Consider the following 21,864-nt stretch of genomic DNA (forward strand, 5'->3'; position numbering starts at 1 on the left):
GGTTTTGGACGACGAGACGCTCATCCGCGCCGCGATCGACGCTGCGTCACTAGCGGGTGACGGCGACGTTCCGGTCGGTGCAGTTGTCGTCGATGCTGCAGGCAACGTCCTGGCTCGCGCAGCCAATGCTCGTGAGGCGACGGGTGATCCGACGGCGCACGCCGAAATCCTTGCGTTGCGTGACGCCGCGCGGGTCCACGGCGACGGGTGGCATTTGGACGGGCTCACCTTGGCCGTCACTCTCGAACCCTGCACCATGTGCGCGGGCGCGCTCGTTCTCGCACGCGTCGAGCGAGTTGTGTTCGGCGCGTGGGAGCCGAAAACGGGTGCGGTCGGGTCGCTGTGGGACGTCGTCCGTGACCGTCGATTGAATCATCGCCCGCAGGTCCGGGGCGGTGTCCTGGCAGATGAGTGCGCTGCGCTGCTCGACGACTTCTTCCGTGCACGACGCCGCGACGTCGGCGAACTCTGAGCAAGCAAGTTTCTTCGACTCCCGACGAAAAAAGACAACTTGGTGCGAATATTGCCTCTGTGCCGGACGACCCGGCGCGCAAACTCTGACGGAGGAACCATGGGTATTGCAGACGATGCGAAGAGCACGGCTGAGAACATCGGCGGTCAGGCGAAGGAAGTAGTCGAAGGCGCGCTCGGCAAGGCAGAGGAGCTGGCCACTGCTGCAAAGGATGCGCTCCTCGAGGGTGTCGACAAGGCAAAAGAGGCAGCAACCGATCTCAAAGACAAGGTCACCGGCGGCGGATCCGGCGTCTAACGTCGCGATTTAGCGCAACTGCCGATCTCCGGTAGAGTCTGCGGCGGTGGCGTGTCCGAGCGGCCTAAGGAGCACGCCTCGAAAGCGTGTGACGGGTAACCCCCGTCCGAGGGTTCAAATCCCTCCGCCACCGCCATAGAAACCCCTCGCTTAGCAACTCAGCGAGGGGTTTCTTGCTGTCAGCGTGCATCGAATCGGGTCGGCGTGCATCCCGACTGACGCACGCCGACCCGAATCGACGCACACCGATCGACCCAAACCCCCTACCGCACGAACGTCGCGGTGTAGTCGATGTTGTTCAGCACGTTGGAGTCCCTTGTCGTGGTGTTGATGCGGCCGATCACAAGTCCGAGGCCGAGTCGAGGCTGAGCTTCCAAAACGACCGTATAGGTGACCGTCTGCTGCGGTGCGAGCGTCGGTATTGCGAATGTGACGGTGTTGCCCGCGACCTGACCGCCTGCTGGGTCGACGATACGGGCGAACATCAGGTGCGACACCGTTACGGTGACACCATTCGATGGCTGCGCACCGTTGTTACGCACGGTGATCGTCGATGGGACCGTCGACCCTCGTGGAGCGTTCTGCGGGGTGGCGATATCGATCGACACATCCGAGGGCGCGTCGCCGGGTTGTTGGCCGACGTTGAGGACCGACAAGCTCAGTTGCCCCGTACTCGGCCCGATTCCTGCCGCCGTGTCACCCGTGTACGCGGCCGTGATGACGTGCGCCCCGGACTTCAACTTCGAGAAATCAGCCTTGACCAGAACGGCTTTGCCGTTCACCACCGGCACAGGCCCGCCCATTGCCGCCCCGTCCGCAGCGAATTGCACCGTGCCCGCACTGACCGGCCCGGTTGGATCGGTGGTGATCGTGGCGGTCAGGTCCAGTTGCTGGAAGAAGGCGACCGGGTTGCGGTTGGCGGTGACGGTCGTTGTCGATGACCGGGTGTAGACGTCGATCTGTTGTTGCGCAGTCGATTCCAGGTAGACCTCGTTGCCCAGATAGCGCGCTTCGACGCCCCCCGTGCCAGCAGCGAGCGGCGGTGACGTCGCGCTACCGTCGGCATCCAGCGGCACCGGCTCGCCGAGACTCGTCCCGTTCTGCGAAAATGCAATGGCACCAGTTGGTTTGGGTGCACCGGCCGGTCCGGTGACCGTCGCGCCGACCACAGCCCCCGCAAGCACAGGCGGCGGTGGCAGGGTCAGGCGAGTCTCGGTCCCGAGCTTGGCGACGTTCTGGTCCAGCGTCTTTGTGTTCGACGCGAATCGAGCATCGCCCGAGTATTTTGCCGTGACGACTGTTGTGCCGAGCGGCAGATTGTCCACCGGAACGCTTGTCGCCGAGGCCGGTCCGGTTGCGGCGAGTGGTACCGGCTCACCGACCGGATTCCCGCCTATCTCGAATTGCACTGTGCCGGTTGGTCGATCGCTCACACCGGAGTCCGGAGTGACAACGGCCGAGAACGTCACAGGCTGGCCGGGATAGGACGGATTGTGGGACGACTCCAAGGTCATCGTCTGACCGTCGGCGTCGACGAGCAAACCGACGCTGCCGAAAACGGGAGCGAAGGTCTTGTTCGGATCGTCGCCGAGGTAGGTCGCCAGAATGTGGTGGGTGCCAGGCAGTAGGTTGCTCACCGGTGGCAAAGTCACTGTGCCGGAGTTCAATTCGAGCGGACCGCCGACGTCGTTTCCGTCGATCTTGAACTGAACGTGACCGCTCGGCGTACCGAAGGACGGAGTTGTACCTTCTTGCTGCGATATCTTCGCGGTGAAGGTCACCGGTTGTCCGGGCTGCGAGATGTAGTCGGTCGCATCGGTCGTCACCTCGATGCTGGTGGGTACCTCGACATCGTGCAGCCGGAAGGTTGTCTCACCGATGAGGTGCGCAGGATCGTCGGTGACCGTTGCGTTTACGACGAAGCCTTCCGGCAGTGACGCCTGCTCGGCAGCGGGCAATGCTCTGATCGTCGTCTCGGCGAACCCCTCCGAATCGGTGTTCACCGAGATGCTGGACTCGCCATTGGAGAATTTCGCTGCGGCACCCTGCGTCGACGGCAATGTGAACGTGATCGATTTGTTCGCCTGCGGACCCTCGATCGCATCCACGAATCGCACTCGAAGGGGTTGCGCGAACTGCTGATCCGAGTACGCACTCTGACTGTTCCCCGAAATCAGCTCCACCCGACTGCGTTTGGCTGGGATCGGGACCACCAGGTCGACGTGTCCGTCGTTGCGGCCTTCCTCGTTGCCGAAATCGCCGTTCGGTCCGCTGTAGTAGGACGGCGTTTGGCCGGGCACGCTACGAGCGAGGGACTCGCCACCCCCGCCTCCGCCGCCACCGCCGTCGTCACCGTCGTTGGCGCCGTGACCTTTTCCGCCGCCGCGGTGTCCGCCGCCGCCGCCGCCTCCTCCTCCGCCGGTGCTGCTGCCGGAGCCGTCGCCGCCCTTGGTTCCGCTCTCCTCACCGCCGAGACCGCCTGGGCCGCCACCGAAGCCGCCGCCCTTGCCGTCTTCGGGATCGACACCTGCGGCTCCACCGTCCCCACCGTCTGCGCTGAATCCGTTGCCGCCGCCACCGCCGCCGCCCCCGCCGATCACCAGGTACTCGGAGCGTGCGTCGTGAGTCGAGGCATCGCAGTCGGCGTCGGTCTGGCTCACCGATGTCGAACCGCCGCCACCTGCGCCGCTGTAGGACGCGTCCGAGTCGGCGGTCCCTCGGCCACCGCCCCTGCCATTGCCCCAACCGCCGCTGGCGCCACCGTAGTGCCCGACTTCGATCTTCAGCTGCTTGCGTTCGGTGACCGCAACGACGGCTTGGACGCCGCTGCCGGACCCGCCGGTGCTGACATTGTCGTCGAAGTCGCGGCCGCCGCCACCACCGGATCCGCCGAGTGCGTCGACGTAGAGCTCGTTGACGCCGTCGCCGACGCAGTAGTACTGCGCTTCCTCGCCTCGGACGCCGAACGATTTGGTGCGAACGCCATCGGCGGACGTCAGAAACAGAATGTAGCCGTCACCCGAGACGGACGCCGTCTGGATGTTCGAATTGGTGAGTGCCTGTGCGGCAAAGGATGTGCCGCCACCTCCGCCCGCGCCGCCTGCACCTTTTGCGGCTTCGGGTCCGTGCACGATCGGGGTCGCGGGTGCCTGGGCGCCACCGCAACCGCCGTGTTCGTAACCGCCTCCGCCGCCACCTCCACCGCCTCCGCCGCCGGTGGTGTCGAAGGTGCCGCCGGCACCGCCTTCTTTTGGACCAGTGCAGCTCAGCCCGCTCGAGGTGTCGCCCGCTGGGTTGTTTTCACCGGCGCCGCCCTCGTACGGCGGAACGTCTTCGTAGCTGAACGGACCGCTGCCGTCGCCACCGTCGCCACCTTGGCGTCGAGGTCCGCCGCCGCAATAGAAAAACGTCGAATCCCGCACGGGCGAAACGGAATAGCAGTCGGGCGCGCTGCCACCCGATCCGCCACCGCCACCGGCAACAGCAATGGGTTCACCGTTGTAGAGCACGGCCGAGGCACCGCCGCCGCCACCGCCGTCGTAACCGTTCGAGTACACGGTGCCGAAGTTGGTGACGTTGGCGATGGCGAGTCCCTTCGGACCACCGGATGCGTAGGGGGAATACCCGCCGTCGCTGGTGCCGCGGCACCCGACCTGCACGTCGAACTCCTGTCCTGGCGTGACGCGCAGGCCGCCGGTGACCTGTCCACCGAGCCCGCCGATCCCTGCGTAGTTCGGGTTCGGCGTCTGGCCTTCGCCGCCGACAGCCTCGATGTAGAGACTGGTCGTCCCCTCGGGGACTTTGTACTTCTGATTGCCCGCAGTGCAGTGATAGGCGTGAATGGTGATCCCGGTTTCGGCGTCGAACAACACGTCGGGTGCGATCTCGACCGGCGGGGGCGGTGCGGCGGCGGCCAGCGGCGGGTCGACCAGCACGGCGGCGGTTCCGGCGCCGACGAGGATCGCGCACGTCGACACCACCAGAAGACGATCGAGGAACCCACTCCTGGACATGGGAAACTCCGTTTCGGCCCGCGTGCCCCCGCGAGCAGAACGTTAGTGACGGCACAGTCGAAATTTGTGTTCGACATGCGGGGAAAGGCCGGATTTGCCCGACCGATCTCCGGTCGGTCGGAGATCAAGTCATCAGAGTGCGTCGTTTCGGGTCGGTGTGCTCCCGATCGAGTGCACACCGACCCGAACTCGTGCTCCCTGACCGATCGTCCACCGGACCGATGAGTCCGTAGCTAACTGTGCGCACGACCTCCACCGATCCACACCACACCGAAAGGCCCCCATCTGCGCGAGATGAGGGCCTTTCGTCGTGTTCCTTGGAGCGTCAGGAGATCTTTACCGGCTCCGGTTCCTTCGCCACATCGCCGTGCCTGCGAAGGTTCAACTTCTCACCTTCGACGTCGATGTTCGGCACGATGCGGTCGAGCCACTTCGGCATCCACCAGGCTGCGTCACCGAGCAGCGCGAGCAGCGCCGGGATGATCAGCATGCGCACGATGAATGCGTCGAGGAGAACGCCGACTGCCAGTGCGAAGCCCATCGTCTTGGCGGTGGGGTCGGATTCCAGCATAAATGCGCTGAATACCGAGATCATGATGATCGCCGCCGACGTCACGACGCGCGCGCCGTGGTGGTAGCCGGAGATCATCGCCTCCTTGGCAGGCTTGCCGTGGACGTATTCCTCGCGCATACGAGTCACGAGGAACACCTGGTAGTCCATGGCGAGACCGAACACCAGGCCGATCAACATGATCGGTAGGAAGCTCACGATCGGGTGTGGATCGGCGATCAGCCCGAACTTGCCTTCCTGGAAGATCAGCACAGTCGCACCGAAGGTCGCTGCCATCGACAACAGGAACCCGAGTGCACCGATCAGCGGAACCAGGATCGAACGGAACACCAGGATCAGCAGCAGGAACGCTGCACCTGCGACGATCGCGATGTATGGAACGATCGAGCCGAGTAGCACGTCGTCGACATCGGCAAAGATCGCCGTCGTACCTGTGACGCCGTACTCCAGCCCGTATTCGTCGGTCAGCGCCGATTCCGCGCCGCGGACCTCCTTGACCAGATCCTTGGTGTCCTGGTTGTTCGGGCCCGACTTCGGAACGCCGTCGAACGTTGCGCCCGCTCCGTCTTCGCTTTTGTTCGGTCCGATCACGTAGTCCATATCGGAGTACGAGACGAGTTGCTGGCGGACTGCGTCGAGTGCTGCGTCACGACGATCCGGTGCAACATCGGCAAGGTCGACCGCGATTTGCAGTACGCCGTTGCTGCCCTCGCCGAATCCGTCGGTCCGCAGTTCGTAGGCCTGGCGGACGGTGGTGTCGGTCGGTGCACTCTCGTCGCCGGGGAGGCCGAGGTTGAGGTTGACCGCGGGCAGTGCAAGCAGGCCGAGGACGACGATGCCGAACGTCAGCGCCACGGCCGGTGCCTTGCCGATCCACTTTGCGACGCGCTGACCGTTGGATACGACGGAGTCGTCCTCGGGATCGTGCTTGGCGATGAACGGCAGCTTCGGTTTGAACAGAGCCTTACCGAAGGCTCCGAGCAACGCGGGCATCAATGTGAGCGCCACCAGCACCGCGAACGCCGCTGCGATTGCGCCGCCGATACCCATGAAGGTCAAGAATTTGACGCCGACGATGCTGAGGCCGCTGAGCGCGATGATGACGGTGAGACCAGCGAACACGACCGCAGAACCAGCTGTACCGAGTGCGGCACCGGCTGCCTCTTCGGGTGTGTCGGCGACCGTGAGTTCGTGTTTGTATCTCGACACGATGAACAGCGCGTAGTCGATCGAGAGGGCGATACCGATCATCGACGCGAGGAACGTCGTGAAGGTGGGGATGGAGATGATCGATGTTCCCGCCATGATCAGCATGGTGGCTGCGCCCAACCCGACGACCGCGGTGATGAGCGGGATGAACGGTGCGACGAGGGCGCCGAAGGCGATGATCATGACGATCAGTGCGACACCCATACCCATCAGTTCGGCGGAACCGCCGGGCGCTGCGTTCTCCTGTGCGATCGAGCCGCTTAGCTCGACGGTGAGGCCGGCGTTGCGCGCGTCGTCGGCGATGTCGTAGGCCTTCTCACGATCCTCGGGCGTGATGTCCTGGAACTTGGCGATCGTGAACTTGGCGCCCAATGTTGCGACGGTGTCCGGCTTTTCGGTGTTGAGAACGTTGAGCGGTGCACCACTGCAGTCGGCTCTGAACTGCTCCGCTGTGCGGTCGGCCGTGAGACACGTTGCGCCATCGCTGGTTTCGAGCTTGCCGGCCGTGGTGATCGGGCTTTCGATCTGCTTCTCGTGATCGACGATGTCGAGACCGTTGAGCTTGTCGACCAGCGCGTTGATCGCCGCTTCGTTGTTGGGGTCAGTCAGCTTCTGCCCCTCGGGAGCGGCGATGACGTAAGTCCCTGTGACGGCGTCGAAATCGAACGCGTCCGAGGCCCCGGGAAAGTGCTTGTCCAAGATTTCCGTTGCCCTCTCGGAGGGCAGGTTGGGCATGGTGAAGTCGTCTTCCATCGGCTGCGATATCGCCGACGACAGGACGCCGAGTCCGATGAGCAACACCAGCCAGATCGGCAAGACAAGCCATTTTCGGCGGAACGCGAACTTCCCCCACCGATACAAGTAAACGGACACGATTTTCTCCTCGATGGCACGTGTGGATGTAGGGCACGAAATCGCACAGAGTCGAGCTCCCCCTCCGAAACTGCGTGCTCCTACCGTTCGGTAGGTACGCTACCTACCGCACGGCAGGTAGACAATCGAGTTTTCTGAGTCGAACCTGTGAGAATCGCAATAGGAAGCTGTCGACCAATGAGGGTCCGGGACACAAAAGGGTCCATCCGAACGACCGCGATCCGTCTGATTGCGGCCAAGGGCTTCGATCAGACGAGCTTGCGCGAGGTCGCGGACGAAGTCGGTATCACCAAGGCCTCGTTGTACTACCACTACGCATCCAAAGCGGATCTGCTCGCCGAGATCGTCGCGCCGATTTTCGACGAAATGCGGCTCATTGCAGTAGATCTGGACGAAACGCCGTATAGCGCGAAGGCTGTACAGGATTTGTTGGGCCGCTACGTCGCGAGCTTGGTTCGGCAGCGTGACGTCGGCGTTCTTTTCGTCCGCGACGCGGTTGCCATCATCAATGCGGTTGGGGATCGGTTCCCAGAGTTGATGCAGATCAACGAGCGGATGCGTGAATGGCTCGCCGGACCGAATCCGTCTGTCGAGGTGCAACTTCGCGCGGCCGCCACGCTCGAGGTGCTCGGTGTCGCACTGACTGCCAACGAATTAGTGCCAGATGCGACGGTCGTGGACATAGAACGAGTGCTGTTGGGTGTCGCGTTGTCTGTTCTGAACGGCACGCCCGCCTAAACTGACGCCACCTAGGAGCAGGGGAGGACGGTCGGCGTGCACATCACCGCGAGGGTGGACTACGCCGTGCGGACGTTGCTGGAGTTGGCACACGCTCCGGAGAGTCCGACCAAGGCCGACGGACTCGCGCTCGCACAATCGATTCCGCCGAAATTGCTCGAGACGATTCTCGCCGAACTGCGCCGCAGCGGACTCGTGGCCAGCCGGCGCGGGCCCGACGGTGGGTATTGGCTCTCGCGGCCGGCAGCGGAGATCAGCATCGCTGACGTCATCCGCGCTGTCGAAGGTCCGCTTGCGTCGGTCCGCGGCGAGCGACCCGAAGATGTGCAGTACACGGGGTATGCCGAGCCGCTGCAGCGCGTGTGGATCGCGGTGCGCGTGAATCTCCGAGCGGTACTCGAGCGGGTGAGTATCGCCGATGTCGCGATGGACGAGCTGCCCGACTTCATCGCCCAGCTCACCGCGGACCCACAGGCATGGCAGCGCCGCGAAACCGTCAGTCCAACCGTCGATCCGTAGGCGCGAGTGGGCCCGCCATTCTCGGACCCGAGAGTTTTCGTTCCATGCGGCCGAGTCCGGTGCGCAGCGGTTGGGCGAGGTACTCGCCGAGGACGACGCCTGCGGCCAGCGCCAAGCCGATGCCGATCGCGGTCATGATCGTCGAGGTACTTCCTCCCGGTTCGACACCCAGTTCGTACAGGCCGCGATACAGGGATAGGCCGGGAAGCAGCGGCGTCAGTCCAGAGACGGCCACCACCAGCGGCGTCACCTTGATGCGGCGTGCAATAACACCGCCGCCGAGGCCGACGAGCGTCGCGGCGACCGCGGACGAGCCGATCGCACCCAGGTCTGTGAGCTTCAATGCGCCGTACACGGCACCACCGATTCCGCCGGCAATGCCCGCAACCGCCATCGCCCGGATCGTCGAATACGACGCAAGTGCGAAGCAGGCGGCCGCCCCGATGCTGCCGAGGATGATGACCGGCAACTGCTGCGGCGTCGAGTCGACGACCTCCGGTAGTGGGGTTCGGGGCAAGCCGAGCAGTACAGCGGATTTAAGCGCGAGGACGACGCCCGCGATCAGGCCCGCGGTCATCAGCACGGTCTCCATCGTCCGACCGGCGGCCGTGACGTAATAGCCCGTGATCGCGTCCTGGACCGCGGACACGGTCGAAAGTCCGGAGAGCAACACCGTGACCGCAGCGGCGACGACCAGCGTCGGTTTGTCGGTCGTCAGCAAACTGCTGCTCACAACGGCCATCGCGGTCAGCGTCGCTACCAGACCGCCGATGACCTGCTGGAAGAAGAACGGCAGCGCAAAGCTGTTGAGCAAACGACCTATCCGGTCGACCACCGCGCTGATCACCATCGCGACGATCGCGATGTCCCAACCGCCGCCGAGGATCAACGTGATGAACGCGGCAAGACCGCCCCAGGCGATCGTTGCAACCCAGCGCGGATACGGGTGACCGACTTCGGTGATCTTCTGCAACTCGATCTGTGCAGCGTCGGCACCGATGCTGCCTCGGACGATCTTGCGGATCAGCACCTCGGTCGCGGTGAGCCGGGTGTAGTCCAGGCTGCGGGACCTGACGACGCGCAATGCGGTGACGGGAGCCATCGTCGTTCCGCGATGACAGGTGACGGTGATCGACGTGAAGATCACGTCGACCTCGCAGTGCGGCAAACCGAGCGCGGAGGTGAGCGCGAGGATCGTTGCCGTCACGTCGGAAGCGCCCGCGCCGCTCGACATCTGGACTTCGCCGATTCGTAGGGAGAGGTCGAGCACGAAGTTGACGGTGGAGTCGTCGGGAAGTTGCGGGCCGATCACCTCGGTGGTGTCGGAGTCGGTCGGCGACGGTGCCGTCGGATGCCACGCGCGGCGGCGGAGCAGGTTCGTTCGTCGCACGCGATTGGACGTGGTTCCGGTGTCTTCGCCGGTCCGAGTGTCGAGCAGGTGCCAGCGATGACGCGAGTTGGTCGTCGCTGCTCGTTTGTTGCTTTTCACGCTCTTACATCACCTCCACGTTCTGTTCAGGGTGCCTGGTTTCGAGTGACGGCGGACACATTCGGGCACGTCGTGTAGCGGATCACACAAATATTGCACCGGTCTGCAAACTTGCACGGTTCTGCAAGTTCCGTACAGTTAGTCGCATGACCAGTTCAACCGGACTTCGAGACCGTAAGAAGGCTGCGACCCGAGCAGCACTCAGCGCGGCCGCGGTTCGACTCTCCCGTCTGCACGGTCTCGACGCTGTGACCGCAGAAGCCATCGCCGCCGAAGCCGATGTCTCCACCCGTACCTTCCACAACTACTTCCCTTCGAAAGAGGACGCAATCCTCTATCAAGCGGAGTCCTCGGTTCAGGAGTGGGTCAACGACCTTCGCGCGCGCCCTGCACACGAGCCGATCTGGGATTCCCTCGAAGCTTTGGCCATCGCCTACGTCAGCGACGACAGCCGCGATCTCGAAGATTTGAGCGTCGTTTCTCGGCTGGTCGAGCAGTCACCTGCATTGATGGCCAGGACGGTGCAAATGCACAACACGGTGTCGCGGCTGTTCGGCGAAGCCATTGCCGACCGCACAGGCACCGACATCGACTCAGATCTTTATCCGAACCTGCTGCAGGTTGCAGTCGGGGGAGCGATGAAGACCGTGATCGAACTCTCCATAAGTGAAAACGCCGGCGGCCGGACGCCCGAGCAACTGGTGTCCGAAGCATTCGCGCTCCTTCGCGCAGGGCTACCGCAGCCCACTCACAACTGACGACCGACAACTTTCACGAGGAGAATCGTGGCTACCTATCTGTATCGAATCGGTAAGTTCGCCTACCGAAGAAAAGGCGTAGTGCTCGCCGCCTGGCTGGTACTTCTTGTACTTGCCGGTGTCGGCGCGGCCACGCTGTCCGGGCCGACGAGCGAATCGTTCTCGATCCCGGGTACCGAGGCGCAAAAGGCTCAGGACCTGATGGCCGAGCGCTTCCCTGATCGCGCCGAAGATCCGATGAACTCGCTCAGCGCGCGGTACGTGATCCAGGCTCCCGCCGGGCAGACGCTCGAGTCGCCGCAGAATCAAGCGGCGATGGACGCGATGATCGCCAAGGTCCGCGAGATTCCGGACATCAAGGGTGGTGCCGAGCAGGTATCCAATCCCGTTGTTGCCGAGCAGAACATGACCCAGATTGCGCTCGATCAAGCTGCCAAGGACGGGTCGTCGCCGGATCAGGCGCTCGCCAACGCCAAGGCAGTGTCGTCGCTGAGTCCCGACAAGACCGTCGGCTACTTCGAAGTTCCGTTCAACGGTGGCATGAGTGACGTCACGCCGGAACTGCGCCAAGAGATCGGTGACGCGGCCCAGATCGGCCGCGATGCAGGCCTCACCGTCGAGGTCAGTGGCAATGCGGCCACCGAGCAGACGATGCCGGGTGGAGCCGCCGAACTGGTCGGCATCGGCGTCGCAGCAGTAGTTTTGATGATCACCTTCGGTTCGCTCGTCGCAGCTGGTCTGCCTCTGATTACCGCGATCATCGGTATCGCCATCGGCAGCCTGGGCATCACCATCGCGACGGGGTTCATGGATCTCAGCTCGATGACGCCCACATTGGCGATCATGATCGGTCTCGCTGTCGCGATCGACTATTCGTTGTTCATCGTCAGCCGCTACAGGCATGAGCTGGAGGAAACCGAAGACCGCGCGGAAGCCGCAGGTAAAGCGGTCGGCACCGCCGGGTCGGCAGTGGTGTTCGCCGGCTTGACCGTCATCATCGCGTTGGTCGCTCTCCGCGTCGTCGGGATTCCGTTCCTGTCGGACATGGGTGCAGCTGCGGCATTCACCGTGCTGATTGCTGTACTGATCGCACTGACGTTGCTGCCGGCCCTGCTTGGACTGTTCGGCCGCAAGGCGATCGCCGGTGGGATTCCGTTCCTGAAGTCGCGTGTCGGCGAAGGCGATCCTGCGAAGCCGAACAGGGCTGTCCGCTACGCACGATTCGTGACGAAGGCTCCGGCGCTGACGTTGGGTGCAGGCATTCTGTTGCTCGGCTTGCTCGCGATCCCTGCGACCAACCTCGCGCTGTCGCTGCCGAACGAAGGCACCGCTGATCCGACGACGAGTGCACGCAAGGCCTACGACCTCGTCGGCGAAAGTTTCGGACCGGGCAAGAACGGTCCGCTGCTGGTGGTCGTCGACGCCAAGGACGCGCGAGTCCCAGCAACCGACGCCTTCGCCGATGTCGTCCGGACCATCGAGGCGCAGTCGGATGTGTCGAACGCGCAGATCGTCGGCGTCAACCAGGCCGGTGACACAGCGCAGATTCTCGTCACCCCCGAAAGTTCACCGAGCAGCGACGCGACGAAGGATCTCGTCCAGAATCTTCGTGACGCGGAATCGGAACTGCAGTCGAGCACGGGTGCCAGCTACGGCATCACGGGTCAGACCGCGTTGGAGAACGACATCTCGGACCGACTGCAGAGCGCGCTCATCCCGTATCTGGCAGTGGTCGTCGGCCTCGCGTTCGTGCTGCTGATGCTGGTCTTCCGGTCGATCCTCGTACCGCTGACCGCCACGCTGGGCTTCCTACTGAGCGTTGCCGCGACCTTCGGTGCGACGGTCGCGATCTTCCAGGAAGGCTGGCTCGGGCTCATCTCGAATCCGCAGCCGATCGTCAGCTTCATGCCCGTCTTCCTCATCGGCGTGGTGTTCGGTCTGGCGATGGACTACCAGGTGTTCCTGGTCAGCCGGATGCGTGAGGAGTACATGAAGGGTGCGAGCGCCAAGGAGGCTGTGGTCGCCGGGTTCAATCACGGTGCCCGCGTTGTCACCGCTGCGGCGATCATCATGATGTCGGTTTTCGCGGCCTTCATGGCAGAACCCGATTCGTTCATCAAGGCAATGGGCTTCGCGCTTGCCGCGGCTGTTTTCTTCGACGCCTTCATCGTCCGGATGGTTATCATTCCGTCGGTCATGGCACTGCTCGGAGATGCTGCCTGGTGGCTGCCCAAGTGGCTCGATCGAATTCTGCCGAACGTCGATATCGAGGGGCAGAAGCTCCAGCTCGCTACCACTGACGAACTGCGGAAGGATCTGCAGCCAGTCAGCTGAGTCTCCAAAATCGACGGGCCCATCGGTCGGACGCCGAAGCAAACAAGCAACTTGCTTCCAATTCCGGCAGGTGGGCCCGTCGTCGTTTTCGTTGGACAGTTGTTCAAATTCGATAGTTGGCTCGATTTCGCCCCGTGAGGTTCTCCAAATGGGAAGTCGGCGACCGATGAAATGGGTTCGTTTCGGATTGCGTTGCGGCACTTGATCTTCCCGACCGGCTCGGGATGTGCCAATATGTCGCCGTGTTTCCCTACTCCTCTGGTCCGGCTGCTGGATCCATGCCGTAAGTGATCTCGACTAGGCGACACGCCCAAAAATTTCTCGGCCCGACACGCCGGTTGCGTAATTATTGCGCGACTCACACCGATGGACTGGCTGTGAGCACCCTCATACTGCTACCGTTCCGCACCGGGCCGGGGAAGAAGGAAGTGCCCCGCATGGCTTCAAGTCGCAGAACGCGTCGTGGTGTCGGCGCTGTTTCGATTGCGACCGGTCTGATCTTGGGTGGCTACACCGCCCTCGCAGGTTCGGTTGCTTCAGCAGCGCCCTTCACGTCCACGGTGACCGGTGGATCGACGGGCACCGTCACGCCTATTTTTACGACGGGAACGATCACCGGCTCGTCCACCGGAAGTTCCACTGTCGGCAGCGCAACAGGCGCGAGCACCACGGGCAGCACCCTCGGCTCGGCAACGGGCGGAGCCACCGGCATCACCACAGGATCCGTCACCGGTGTCTCTTCCGGGAGCGTGACCGGCGCAACCACAGGTTTGACGACTGGCGCGACGACCGGATCGGTGACATCGTCCACCACCGGTGCGGCGACCGGACTCACGACAGGCGACACAACGGGTGTGACGACCGGCGCGGTTACGGGCACGACGACCGGCGCGGTGACGGGTGCGACGACTGGCGCGGTCACGGGTACGACTACGGGTACGACAACTGGCGCGACTACGGGGCTTCCGACGGGAGATACGACCGGTCTGCCGACCGGGACCGTGACAGGAACGACAACAGGCGCGGTCACGGGGCTTACAACAGGTGACACAACGGGTCTGACGACTGGCTCGGTTACGGGGACGACGACGGGTGTGACATCCGGTGCAGTGACGGGTGCAACCACAGGCGTGACGACGGGGTCGGTAACTGGGGCGACGACGGGAGTTACGTCCGGAACGATCACCGGGACGACAACGGGAGTCACCACCGAGGCTGCCACAGGTCTTTCTACGGGCTCGGTGACATCGTCGACCTCCGGCGGCTGGATCACGTCAGGCTTCACGACAGGCGCAGCAACGGGTAGTGCGACCGGAACTACTACCGGCATAACTACGGGTGCCGTGACCGGCACGACGACTGGTTCGACCACTGGCGTGACTACTGCGGGTGCCACAGGAATTACGACGGGTGCGACGACAGGTGCCACCACGGCAGGCGCGACGGGCATTACAACGGGTGCGGCCACAGGCATCACCACAGGCAGCGTCACTGGAATTACCACGGGTGCAGCGAGTGGTTCTGCGACTGGCATTTCGACGGGTTCAACGTTGAGCGCAGCCACCGGCGTCACGAGCGGGTTCACATCCGGAAGCGTCACGGGCATTCCGACGACAGGCACGACAGGCTTCACAACTGGAACAGTCACCGGAATCAGCACCGGCGGGACGACGGGTTCGACCTCCAGCACCTCCATGAGCGCAGCGACGGGCGTGACGTCTGGCTTCACGACGGGTATCCCGACCACGGGTACAGCCACCGCTAGCGGTTCCGCGACGGGCATCACGTCGGCGACAAGCTCGGTCACAGGCATCACCTCCGGCACTGTCGCCAGTTCGGTCACCGGAATCACCACCGGCACGGGGATCACGACCGGCACGATTACCGGCACAGGAATTACGTCGGCGACAGGCTCAGCGGCCGGCATCACTACCGGCGCCGTCACAGGCATTCCGACTGCTACTGGGATTACTACCGGGACGATCACCGGCATTCCGACAGTGACGGGTGCGGTGACCGGTGGTCCGACGGTGACGGGCGCGGTAACCGGGATTACTGCCGGCACGATCACGGGTGTTCCAACTGTGACAGGTATACCGACCACAGGTTCGGTCACCGGAACGGTGACGGGAATTCCGACCTCGGGCGCCGTGACCGGTGTTCCGACGGTGACGGGTATCCCGACCTCGGGCACGGTGACGGGAACGGTGACCGGTGTTCCGACCACTGGTTCGGTGACTGGTATCACGACGGGCACGATTACCGGCATTCCGACTGTGACCGGTGTTCCGACGGTGACTGGCATTCCGACCACGGGAACGGTGGCCGGCACGGTGACTGGTGTTCCGACGGTGACCGGTATTCCGACCACGGGAACGGTGGCCGGCACGGTGACTGGTGTTCCGACGGTGACTGGTATTCCAACGACTGGTTCGGTGACTGGTATTACGACGGGCACGATCACCGGCATTCCGACTGTGACCGGTGTTCCGACGGTGACTGGCATTCCGACCACGGGAACGGTGGCCGGCACGGTGACTGGTGTTCCGACGGTGACCGGTATTCCGACCACGGGAACGGTGGCCGGCACGGTGACTGGTATTCCGACGGTGACTGGTATTCCAACGACTGGTTCGGTGACTGGTATTACGACGGGCACGATCACCGGCATTCCGACTGTGACCGGTGTTCCGACGGTGACTGGCATTCCGACCACGGGAACGGTGGCCGGCACGGTGACTGGTATTCCGACGGTGACGGGTATCCCGACCACGGGTATTCCGACGGTCACTGGCACGGTGACGGGCATTCCGACAGTGACCGGTGTCCCGACCACGGGTATTCCGACGGTCACTGGCACGGTGACCGGTATTCCGACGGTGACGGGTATCCCGACCACTGGTGTTCCGACAGTGACGGGCACGGTGACCGGTATTCCGACGACCGGTATCCCGACGGTGACCGGAACGGTGACGGGTATTCCGACGGTGACGGGTATTCCGACCACGGGTATTCCGACCGTGACGGGCACGGTGACGGGCATCCCGACAGTGACCGGTATTCCGACGACTGGTATTCCGACCGTGACTGGCACGGTGACCGGTATTCCGACGGTGACGGGTATCCCGACCACGGGTATTCCGACAGTGACGGGCACGGTGACCGGTATTCCGACGACCGGTATTCCGACGACCGGTATTCCGACGGTGACTGGCACGGTGACCGGTATTCCGACGGTGACGGGTATCCCGACCACTGGTGTTCCGACCGTGACTGGCACGGTGACGGGTATTCCGACGGTGACGGGCATTCCGACGACCGGTATTCCGACGGTCACTGGCACGGTGACGGGTATTCCGACGGTGACGGGTATTCCGACCACGGGTATCCCGACCACGGGTATTCCGACGGTCACGGGAACGGTGACGGGTATCCCGACGGTGACGGGCATCCCGACAGTGACCGGTATTCCGACGGTGACGGGCATCCCGACGACCGGTATCCCGACCGTGACTGGCACGGTGACCGGTATTCCGACGGTGACGGGCATCCCGACGACCGGTATCCCGACGGTCACTGGCACGGTGACGGGTATCCCGACGGTGACGGGCATCCCGACCACGGGTATCCCGACGGTCACTGGCACGGTGACGGGTATCCCGACGGTCACGGGCATCCCGACAGTCACGGGAACGGTGACGGGCATCCCGACGGTGACGGGCATCCCGACCACGGGCATTCCGACAGTGACCGGCACGGTGACCGGTATTCCGACGGTGACGGGTATCCCGACGGTGACGGGCATTCCGACGACTGGCATTCCGACCGTGACTGGCACGGTGACCGGTATTCCGACAGTGACGGGTATCCCGACGGTGACGGGCATTCCGACGACTGGCATTCCGACCGTGACTGGCACGGTGACCGGTATCCCGACGGTGACGGGTATCCCGACAGTGACCGGTATCCCGACAGTGACGGGTATCCCGACCACGGGTATTCCGACGGTGACCGGCACGGTGACGGGTATCCCGACGGTGACCGGTATTCCGACCACGGGTATCCCGACGGTCACTGGCACGGTGACGGGTATCCCGACGGTCACGGGCATCCCGACAGTCACGGGAACGGTGACCGGTATTCCGACAGTGACGGGTATTCCGACAGTGACCGGTATTCCGACAGTGACCGGCACGGTGACCGGTATTCCGACGGTGACGGGTATCCCGACAGTGACCGGTATTCCGACAGTGACGGGTATCCCGACCACGGGTATTCCGACGGTGACCGGCACGGTGACGGGTATCCCGACGGTGACCGGTATTCCGACCACGGGTATTCCGACGGTGACGGGAACGGTGACGGGTATTCCGACCACGGGCATTCCGACAGTCACGGGAACGGTGACCGGTATTCCGACAGTGACGGGTATCCCGACCACGGGTATTCCGACGGTCACTGGCACGGTGACCGGTATCCCGACAGTGACGGGTATCCCGACCACGGGAATTCCGACAGTGACCGGCATCCCGACGACCGGTCTGCCTACAACGGGTCTGCCGACAACCGGCTTCCCGACGACAGGGTTCCCGACGACGGGCACGCCGACTGGCGTGGCTACCGGACCGACAACCGGCCTCCCAACGACTGGTCTTCCAACAACCGGCTTCCCGACAACCGGCTTCCCGACGACCGGCACGCCGACTGGCGTGGCGACCGGGCCGACGACCGGTCTACCGACGACGGGTCTGCCGACAACAGGTGGGCCGACCGGTCTGGCTACCGGACCGACAACGGGCTTCCCGACCGGCCCGACGGGTGTGACGGTTGGCGGTCCTACCGGGACGACGTTGGTGAGTGCTCCGACAGGCGGCGCGACGAGCTTCGGCCAGTCGACCGGTGTTCCGGAATTGGCTGGTCGAGTTCAGGCGGGCCCGGAGAACTTCGCCGGCTTCTTGCCGACGACGGGCGCGAAACTTGTTTCGCTGATGGTGATTTCCGGTTTGGCGATTGTCTTCGGAAGTCTGTTCATGGTGGTTGGACGACGCAAGTCGCAGGGTAAGCGGGTCTGAAACGTGGCTGAAAAGAAGAACATGCGGACGAATCTTGCGACTTTGCAGGAGCGGCTGGAGCGCACCGTTTTCGGTGAGGCATTGATCAGTGCGATGGTGGTGACGGCAATACTCGTCGCAGTCGTGTGGTCGATGCCCGAGTCCACGATCCGTAGGGCTGTGCTTCCGCCGTTGGCGCCTATCGCGATAGGTGTTGGGCTGGATCAGAATTGGCGCGTGTTCGCGCCGGATCCGCCGCGTCGTCTGGACACGATCGAGGTCCACGTCTTTATGCCTGACGGCTCGGATCGGGTGTGGACGTTGCCACACGGCGATCCGATCATCGGGCAGTATTCGTGGTATCGCTGGCAGAAGTTGAAGGAGAACCTGCTGACGAACCTCCAGGTCACCGATCAGGCTGTGCAACTGTTGAATCCGGAGTTGTGGACCAATTTCGTGCACTGGGTTGCGAAGGAGATGGCTGGCTCTGAACAGCCGGCGCGTGCGCAGGTTCTGTTGCAGATGGAAGCTCTGATTCCGCCGGGGTCGACCGCGCCCCCGCAGATAGCTCAGCGCATCGTTTACGACGAGTTCTTCGAGGTCAAGCCATGACGACAACGACCAAATCCCGGTTCTCCTGGGTGTCCGCGGGCGTCGAGGCATGGCGGAAGTTCTGGTTCGAGCCGCAGTCGGCGGCGACGCTCGGCTTCATCCGCATCGCGTACGGCGTGCTGGCGATCGTGTGGACCGTGTCCCTGCTGCCGGACCTGCACGACCTGTTCGGCGAATCGGGTGTGCAGCCAAAGGCAGCTCCCGGCGACTATCAGTGGAGCGTTCTCAACATCTGGTCGGGCGACATCGCTGTATGGGCCGTCTGGGGAACCTTGATGGTCGGATCGATTGCGCTGACCCTCGGTTGGCACAGTCGGCTCGCGGCTCTGCTCGTGTTCGTCTGCATGGTTTCTTTCCAACGTCGCGACATCTACGTCTTCAACTCCGGCGATGTCCTCGTTCGGATGGAAGCGCTGATGCTGGCACTCGCTCCGTGTGGTGCGGCATTGTCCTTGGATCGACGCCGAACCGCCGGTTCGTTCTGGTCGGCACAGTTGCGGGCGCCGTGGGTAATTCGTCTGATGCAGGTGCAGTTGTCGTTGATCTACTTGGTCACCGTGCACGGCAAGGTTGCAGGAACGACGTGGAACGACGGCACTGCTGTCGCGTACGCGCTGCAGTTGCGAGATTTGCAGAATTTCGCTGCGCCGGAATGGCTTTGGACGAGTCCGTTCTTCATGAACGTCGCAACCTGGGGCACGTTGCTGGTCGAGTTGGCATTGGGTGTGTTCGTTTGGAACAAGCGTTTGCGCCCGTATGTGCTGATCGCGGGCGTCGTCATGCACCTGATGATCTTGACCAGTCTCGCTGTCGCCTTCTTCAGCTTTGCGATGTTCATTCTGTATCTGTCGTTCGTGTCGCCGGAGACGGCTATGCGTTGGGCCGAGAATTTGAGCGGCCGCGCGTTGCGTGACCGGAGCCGTAAGGTCGTCGGCGTTCTTGGACGAGAAGGTAAGGCCGCCGCAGCCGAACCTGTCGCCGCCGTGGAACCGAGGAGTGCCGACGCCACACAATCAGCTGACGACGCCGACGAGCCTGCGCGGAGTCGGCATCGTCGTGAACTAGCCGAGGCGGAATCGTCACGGCTGCAGGAGAAGTCGTCACGGCGGTCACGTCGCCGGGCAAAGGCGGCCGATCCCGAGCCTGTGGATTACTACGCCGACGCACCCGAGGCATTTACGCCACCGGAAGCGATCGAGCCGAATCCGCCCGGTCAGCGGCGTTTCGACGCCTTCTCGAGGGACTGATTCGATTACCGAGTCGTACGTGCAGCCGCGATCGTCGCGGGAGCGCTGGTCTGACCACGGTCGTCTGCTGGCTCGGGGTCTAGGTCAGACTCTGCTCACGGTCGGCGTCGTTGTCCTGCTGTTCGCGGTGTATCAGGTCTGGTTCACCGGTGTGATGAACAGCTATCGGCAGTCGCAGTTGACGAACGCTCTGACCGAGCAGTGGGACCGTGGCGCCGATCCTCTCGCGGCGGATTCGGGTTCGCTTCCGACCCCGCCCATCGGGTCCGGGGTTGCGTTGATTCGGATCCCCGCGCTGGGCAGTGACTACGTGAAAGTGATCGTCGAAGGTACGACGCAGGACGCTTTGACCGATGGGCCTGGGCATTACGTAGGTAGTGCTCGTCCAGGTGAGGTCGGGAACTTCGCCGTTGCCGGGCATCGGGGCGGGTACGGCTCGCCGTTCGACGATCTGGACAAACTTGTCGCAGGCGACGCGATCGTGATCGAGACGCGCTCCGACTACTTCGTCTACCGGGTCCTCGGTGATCGAGCTACCGGCGATCCAACGGTTCGCGATCAGGAGGGCCTGCCAGGTAGGGAGGTTGTCGATGCATCGCGGATCGATGTCGTCCTCCCTGTGCCATCGCGTCCGGGCGAGCTGCCGACGAGGCGACTGCTCACTTTGACCACGTGCCAGGAAAGATACTTCACCCTCGATCGAATGATCATTCATGCTGAAATGGTCGGTGATCCGCGACCGAAGGCGAATGGATTGCCGGAAGAGTTGAGGTGATCGAATAATGTACGGTTGGATTTGGCGAAAGTTGCCCGGAGGAACGTTCGCAAAACTGGTCGGTTGTCTGGTTTTGTTTGCGCTGACGGTAGCGGTACTGTTCTTGCTCGTATTTCCCGCAGTCGAACCGTTGCTGCCGTTCGATAATATAACTGTCAACAATTGAGACCGCCGACCTGAGTCAACGTGTCAGGCGAAGAATCCGCCCATCGTCGGCGTCAGCGCGCACGTTATTCCGTTGACGTATGACAATGAACCGTACAGCGTCCCGACGATTCGTCCGGTACCCGATTTGACGGTCTTCGACAATTGCGGCACATCGCCGATCACGTCGTCGAGCGTTTCCAGTCCGCCGATGTTGGTGTCGACGTTGAGCCACGCGAACTTGAGGTCCGAGTGTGCGGGCAGCACAGGGATGGTTGGTGCGGCGTAGACCTTGACTTCGCCCACCGGAACTTCGGGCACGGCCGTCGGTCCGGGGTGAACCCATGCCCGCGTCATTGCGACGGGGGTGATTCCACCGCCGCAGCCGCCACCGAATGTAGGCGCTGCCTGCGGAAATGGCTGCGGGACATTGGTTGCCGGCGAAAACGATCCCGTGCTCGGACCTGCGAAATGCAGTAGGTCCTCGGCAATGGCAACCGCTTCCGGCGAATCGGCAGCTGCGATTGCCATGAGGTCGCCCGACGTCGGAGCGGCGGGTTCGGCAGAAGCGGCCCCCGAGGTGGCGAAGGTCAACGCCGCGATGGTCGCGACGAGTGCTGGTCCCCAGCTGCCGATGCGGTGTGTCCTCATTGTGCGCTCCTCCGGAAACGAGCAGGTCAACCCGCCCTCGTGCATGCCTGAATCGGAACTATCGAAAGACTGCACCACAGCCACCGGGCGCAGTCAACTCATTGTTCAACT

General features: G+C 63.3%; 15 protein-coding genes and 1 tRNA gene. 11 read left to right on the forward strand and 5 right to left on the reverse strand.

Features of this window, described 5'->3' with window-relative positions; genetic code table 11:
- Nucleotides 1-4: 4 nt before the first annotated feature.
- The 3 genes from JGU71_RS14165 (at nucleotide 5) to JGU71_RS14175 (ending at nucleotide 905) form a co-directional block, all read left to right on the forward strand.
- Nucleotides 5-472, forward strand: coding sequence for a nucleoside deaminase (locus JGU71_RS14165; protein WP_199704799.1), 468 nt, complete (start codon nucleotides 5-7; stop codon nucleotides 470-472).
- A 99-nt stretch (nucleotides 473-571) separates the two neighbouring features.
- Nucleotides 572-769, forward strand: coding sequence for a CsbD family protein (locus tag JGU71_RS14170; RefSeq protein ID WP_199704800.1), 198 nt, complete (start codon nucleotides 572-574; stop codon nucleotides 767-769).
- 45 nt (nucleotides 770-814) lie between these two features.
- Nucleotides 815-905, forward strand: a tRNA-Ser gene (locus tag JGU71_RS14175).
- A 127-nt stretch (nucleotides 906-1,032) separates the two neighbouring features.
- Here the strand turns inward: JGU71_RS14175 and JGU71_RS14180 are convergent.
- On the reverse strand, nucleotides 1,033-4,782 hold the full coding sequence (locus tag JGU71_RS14180; protein WP_199704801.1) for an Ig-like domain repeat protein: 3,750 nt from the start codon (nucleotides 4,780-4,782) through the stop codon (nucleotides 1,033-1,035).
- A 325-nt stretch (nucleotides 4,783-5,107) separates the two neighbouring features.
- Entirely contained in the window at nucleotides 5,108-7,435 is a 2,328-nt protein-coding gene (locus tag JGU71_RS14185) for an MMPL family transporter (RefSeq protein ID WP_199704802.1), read from the reverse strand.
- A gap of 177 nt (nucleotides 7,436-7,612) precedes the next feature.
- Here JGU71_RS14185 and JGU71_RS14190 point away from each other — a divergent pair, with 177 nt between their 5' ends.
- The gene (locus tag JGU71_RS14190) at nucleotides 7,613-8,173 is read left to right on the forward strand and encodes a TetR/AcrR family transcriptional regulator (RefSeq protein WP_199704803.1); all 561 of its coding nucleotides are present in this window, start codon (nucleotides 7,613-7,615) and stop codon (nucleotides 8,171-8,173) included.
- Between the two features lie 36 nt (nucleotides 8,174-8,209).
- On the forward strand, nucleotides 8,210-8,692 hold the full coding sequence (locus JGU71_RS14195) for an RrF2 family transcriptional regulator (RefSeq protein ID WP_199704804.1): 483 nt from the start codon (nucleotides 8,210-8,212) through the stop codon (nucleotides 8,690-8,692).
- Here JGU71_RS14195 and JGU71_RS14200 read toward each other — a convergent pair.
- Nucleotides 8,670-10,181 carry a threonine/serine exporter family protein gene (locus JGU71_RS14200; RefSeq protein ID WP_307829650.1) on the reverse strand — a complete coding sequence of 504 codons (1,512 nt, stop codon included), beginning with the start codon at nucleotides 10,179-10,181 and terminating at the stop codon, nucleotides 8,670-8,672. The two genes, JGU71_RS14195 and JGU71_RS14200, sit on opposite strands and share 23 nt — an antisense overlap.
- Nucleotides 10,182-10,327: 146 nt before the next feature.
- Here JGU71_RS14200 and JGU71_RS14205 point away from each other — a divergent pair, with 146 nt between their 5' ends.
- Nucleotides 10,328-10,939, forward strand: a complete 612-nt coding sequence (locus tag JGU71_RS14205) for a TetR family transcriptional regulator (RefSeq protein ID WP_199704805.1) — start codon at nucleotides 10,328-10,330, stop codon at nucleotides 10,937-10,939.
- Between the two features lie 27 nt (nucleotides 10,940-10,966).
- Nucleotides 10,967-13,273, forward strand: coding sequence for an MMPL family transporter (locus JGU71_RS14210; protein ID WP_199704806.1), 2,307 nt, complete (start codon nucleotides 10,967-10,969; stop codon nucleotides 13,271-13,273).
- Nucleotides 13,274-13,781: 508 nt separating this feature from the next.
- On the opposite strand, the gene JGU71_RS14215 is transcribed toward JGU71_RS14210, so the two are convergent.
- On the reverse strand, nucleotides 13,782-17,801 hold the full coding sequence (locus JGU71_RS14215) for a ribonuclease E domain-containing protein (RefSeq protein WP_199704807.1): 4,020 nt from the start codon (nucleotides 17,799-17,801) through the stop codon (nucleotides 13,782-13,784).
- On the opposite strand from JGU71_RS14215, the gene JGU71_RS14220 reads away from it, so the two are divergent.
- Genes JGU71_RS14220 through JGU71_RS14235 form a run of 4 tightly spaced genes read left to right on the forward strand, consistent with a single transcriptional unit; the run spans nucleotide 17,791 to nucleotide 20,958 of the window.
- On the forward strand, nucleotides 17,791-18,345 hold the full coding sequence (locus JGU71_RS14220) for an LPXTG cell wall anchor domain-containing protein (protein WP_199704808.1): 555 nt from the start codon (nucleotides 17,791-17,793) through the stop codon (nucleotides 18,343-18,345). The genes JGU71_RS14215 and JGU71_RS14220 overlap by 11 nt on opposite strands.
- A 3-nt stretch (nucleotides 18,346-18,348) precedes the next feature.
- Entirely contained in the window at nucleotides 18,349-18,936 is a 588-nt protein-coding gene (locus JGU71_RS14225; RefSeq protein WP_199704809.1) for a hypothetical protein, read from the forward strand.
- Nucleotides 18,933-20,183 carry an HTTM domain-containing protein gene (locus JGU71_RS14230; protein WP_199704810.1) on the forward strand — a complete coding sequence of 417 codons (1,251 nt, stop codon included), beginning with the start codon at nucleotides 18,933-18,935 and terminating at the stop codon, nucleotides 20,181-20,183. Before JGU71_RS14225 ends, JGU71_RS14230 begins: the two co-directional genes overlap by 4 nt.
- A gap of 19 nt (nucleotides 20,184-20,202) precedes the next feature.
- Nucleotides 20,203-20,958, forward strand: coding sequence for a class E sortase (locus JGU71_RS14235; RefSeq protein WP_199704811.1), 756 nt, complete (start codon nucleotides 20,203-20,205; stop codon nucleotides 20,956-20,958).
- A gap of 189 nt (nucleotides 20,959-21,147) precedes the next feature.
- Here the strand turns inward: JGU71_RS14235 and JGU71_RS14240 are convergent, their stop codons facing one another.
- Nucleotides 21,148-21,753: a hypothetical protein gene (locus JGU71_RS14240; protein WP_199704812.1), complete on the reverse strand. Its 606-nt coding sequence runs from the start codon at nucleotides 21,751-21,753 to the stop codon at nucleotides 21,148-21,150.
- Nucleotides 21,754-21,864: the final 111 nt, after the last annotated feature.

Source organism: Antrihabitans stalagmiti (genome assembly GCF_016482825.1).
In the GTDB taxonomy this organism is placed as follows: Bacteria; Actinomycetota; Actinomycetes; order Mycobacteriales; family Mycobacteriaceae; genus Antrihabitans; species Antrihabitans stalagmiti.